Annotated in this window: 3 protein-coding genes; 2 read left to right on the forward strand and 1 reads right to left on the reverse strand. The window is 57.3% G+C overall.

Annotated features, from left to right (window positions below):
• Together AC1D0P_RS25680 and AC1D0P_RS25685 are read left to right on the forward strand one after the other, a co-directional pair.
• Positions 1-746: SOS response-associated peptidase (locus AC1D0P_RS25680; RefSeq protein WP_477679310.1), on the forward strand; the 746-nt coding region annotated here is incomplete at its 5' end.
• 2 nt (positions 747-748) lie between these two features.
• Entirely contained in the window at positions 749-937 is a 189-nt protein-coding gene (locus AC1D0P_RS25685; RefSeq protein WP_477679311.1) for a hypothetical protein, read from the forward strand.
• A gap of 7 nt (positions 938-944) precedes the next feature.
• Here the strand turns inward: AC1D0P_RS25685 and AC1D0P_RS25690 are convergent.
• On the reverse strand, positions 945-1350 hold a 406-nt coding region (locus AC1D0P_RS25690; RefSeq protein WP_477679312.1), incomplete at its 5' end, for a recombinase family protein.

The following is a 1350-nucleotide window of genomic DNA, read 5'->3' on the forward strand; positions in this document are numbered from 1 at the left end:
AGCATACAGTGTTTAAGCAGTACTATTCAAGTATGTGCAGCCACTATCAAGCCGAAAATTCCCGGAAAAAGCTGGAACGTATGGGGTTCAAGGTGCCGCCCACCTGGACGCCACCGCCCGGAGGCTCTCACATCTACCCTACCCAGCCAGCCCCGATCATTAGACGGCCACCAGAACGCGAATCGGGAGATGAAGCTGTACCCGAAGCAGAAGTTATTGCGGCCCATTTCGGCATGCTGCCTGGCTTTGCCAAGGAGCTGAAATATGGCGTACGGACCTATAACGCCCGCGCCGAAACCGTGCACGAGCTGGCGAGTTTTAAGAATGCCTGGGCAAAAGCCAGGCACTGCATTGTTCCGGCCGAGGCGATCTACGAACCTGATTGGCGGAGCGGTCGGTTTGTCCCCACACGAATTACCCGAACTGACGGTGAAACTCTGGGGGTCGCCGGCCTATGGCAGCCGTGGAAGTCGCCCTCCGGGGAATGGCTGAATTCGTTCACTATGCTCACCATCAATGCCGACGCTCACCCGATTTTCAAAGAGCTGCACCGGCCAGATCCCAAACGCCCGCCCGAACTCCAAGACAAGCGTATGGTTGTCATCCTGAATGAGGACTCCTACCAGGCATGGCTAGATGCACCGGCAGAGCGCTCCCGCGAGTTCTTAGTTCAATACCCCGCTGATCGACTGACCGCAACTGCGGAACCAGTCGCCGCCAGCACAGATCAACTTTTTGAGGAATGAGCATGCAAGCCAACGAGCGCGAAGACTGGCGCAGGATTTTCGCCGACACCATCATGGACCTGGCTGGCGGTGAAGCCGACATGCTCCAAGTTGCGAGCTGGGCCATTGTGGCGCAGCAGTTGCAGGGCGATCAAGACCCCAAGGCAGTTGCAACCAGAGAGTTTGCGATCGGTGCACCGCCCAGCCTCTAGCAAGCGTTTACAGCAAGCTGGAATGCCCCGGCTTCAAAGCCCTATACACCGCTCTCTTAACGGTGGACGGATGCACCTCAAACACTATAGCCAGGCTATTTAGGGTGTACCAACTGCCCGGCATGCTGTACAGCTTGACGATATCGGCCTCAACGTCGCTTGGGAGAGAGCGTTTGCGGCCACAGTGCACACCGCGTTGCATGGCGGCTTGCTGTCCCGCTATGGACCGCTCCCGAATGATTCCGCGCTCAAACTCTGCGAATGCGCCGAGCATGTGCATCATCATGCGACCGGCGCCTGTAGACGTGTCTACTGGCTCAGTAAGGCTTTGAAAGCATGCGCCGGCTTTTTCGATGCGCTCAAGGATTGAGAGCAAATCGATCAGCGACCGTGCGAACCGGTCGATCTTGTAG

It is taken from the genome of Polaromonas sp. P1_G2 (assembly GCF_056405515.1).